Genomic DNA, 1449 nt, shown 5'->3' with positions numbered 1-1449 from the left:
CCAGCGCCATGCCCACCAGCCCCGCCACCACCGCCGCCTGCGACAGCAGCAGCCAGCTGCGCCGCCGCCCCAGCCAGCGCGTCAGCAGCGGCAGCGGCAGGCGGTCCACCAGCGGCGCCCACACCCATTTGAAGCCGTAGGCCAGCCCCACCCAGCTCAGATACCCGATGGTGCCCCGGTCGATGCCGGCCTCGCGCAGGCGAAAGCTCAGGGTGCCCAGCACCAGCAGCAGCGGCAGGCCGGCCGAGAAGCCCAGCGTGAGCATGCGCAGGCTGGCCGGTTCAAGGTACACGCGCAGGGTCTGTAGCCAGGGGGTGCGTTGCGGGCGGGCGGGTGGCGTGGCTGCGGCGTTCGGGGTGGAGTCTGACATGGGCGCGAGGGGTTTTTGTCTATTATTCCCGCATGTGTCTTCTGTGCCCTGCTCCGTTGTCCGACGGAGCCCGTTCGTCGCCTTTGTTGCCCTCTTCGGCTGTGCCGCGTTCGCCCATGTGGGTGCCGCGGCGCGCCTTCTTGCTGGCCGCCGCGGCGGCCGCTTCGGCGCCGGCCCTGGCGCAGGTGGACGTGGGTGCGTCCTCCAGCCTGCGCAGGCTGGTGCCGGCCGAAACGCTCGAAGCCTCGGCCACCCAGCAATACAGCCAACTGCTGGCGCAGGCCCGCGCCAAGAACGCCCTGGCGCCCGCAGGGCATCCCCAGCTTCAGCGCCTGCACGCCATTGCGCGGCGGCTGATCCCGTTTGCCGCGCAGTGGAACGAGCGCGCGCGCCAGTGGCACTGGGAAGTCAACCTGATCGGCAGCAAGCAGGTCAACGCGTTCTGCATGCCGGGCGGCAAGATCGCGTTCTACACCGGCATCCTCGAGCAACTGCAGCTCACCGACGATGAGGCGGCCATGGTGATGGGCCACGAAATGGCCCACGCCCTGCGCGAGCATGCGCGCGAGCGCATCGCCAAGAGCAAGGCCACGGGCCTGGGGCTGTCGCTGGGGGCGCAACTGCTGGGGCTGGGCGATCTGGGCAACCTGGCGGCCAACCTGGGCACGCAGCTGCTCACGCTCAAGTTCAGCCGCAGTGACGAATCCGATGCCGATTTGGTGGGGCTGGAGCTGGCCGCGCGCGCCGGCTACAAACCCGAGGCGGCGGTGAGCCTGTGGCGCAAGATGGGCAAGGCCACGGGCAGCGCGCAGGGCGGGCTGGCGTTCCTGTCCACGCACCCCAGCGGCCCCGATCGCATCCGCGAACTCGAAAGCAATGTGCCCAAGGTGCAGGGGCTGTATGCCGCTGCGCGGCGCGGCGGCTGAATTTGCTCAGTTATTGATAGCTGGTTGCGCTTTGTACATGAGCGCATCAGCCCATTTTTATGCATCAATCGCCGTGCCGCCGTGCCGCCGTGCCGCCGTGCCGCCGTGCCGCCGTGCCCGTGCGCTGCACGGCCTTAGCCCAGGCTTACGCGG

The 1449-nt window shown here is 69.6% G+C and carries 1 protein-coding gene and 1 pseudogene; one reads left to right on the top strand and one right to left on the bottom strand.

The genetic code is table 11. From position 1 onward, the window contains the following. Positions 1 to 370, bottom strand: a pseudogene (locus ACDELDRAFT_RS22425) (AmpG family muropeptide MFS transporter); the annotation flags it as partial. A gap of 116 nt (positions 371 to 486) precedes the next feature. Between ACDELDRAFT_RS22425 and ACDELDRAFT_RS22420 the strand changes: the two are divergent. Next, positions 487 to 1296 carry a M48 family metallopeptidase gene (locus ACDELDRAFT_RS22420; RefSeq protein ID WP_005801165.1) on the top strand — a complete coding sequence of 270 codons (810 nt, stop codon included), beginning with the start codon at positions 487 to 489 and terminating at the stop codon, positions 1294 to 1296. Positions 1297 to 1449 lie beyond the last annotated feature (153 nt).

The organism is Acidovorax delafieldii 2AN, from assembly GCF_000175235.1.
GTDB lineage: Bacteria > Pseudomonadota > Gammaproteobacteria > Burkholderiales > Burkholderiaceae_C > Acidovorax > Acidovorax delafieldii_B.
This window is presented reverse-complemented; position numbering and strand designations above follow the sequence as displayed.